This is a genomic window from Streptomyces sp. SID11385 (assembly GCF_010548245.1).
In the GTDB taxonomy this organism is placed as follows: Bacteria; Actinomycetota; Actinomycetes; order Streptomycetales; family Streptomycetaceae; genus Streptomyces.
On the sequence record NZ_JAAGLR010000813.1, the window covers coordinates 1 to 219 of the forward strand.

The window sequence follows — 219 nt, forward strand, 5'->3', positions numbered from 1 at the left end:
CGCGCCGCCGAACGCGAGTACGCCGCCGCCTGCGCCGCTCCCGGCCTCGATCCCGCGCAGGCCCTGCGGCTCACCCTGGAGCGCGTCGGCGTCCTGGAGAGCCAGTTCCGGATCAGCGCGGACAGCTCGCTGCTCCAGAGCGGCGTCGGGATGCTCGAAGCGCTCGCCGACGCGCGCGCGGACGAGGAGGACGCGGTCCCCGCCCTGCTCGCCCTCGCC

1 protein-coding gene is annotated in these 219 nt (G+C 77.2%); it reads left to right on the top strand.

All coding sequences use genetic code 11. The features are described 5' to 3' along the window. A partial coding sequence (locus G3I42_RS24650; RefSeq protein WP_164289397.1) for a hypothetical protein occupies positions 1-219 on the top strand: 219 nt, incomplete at both ends.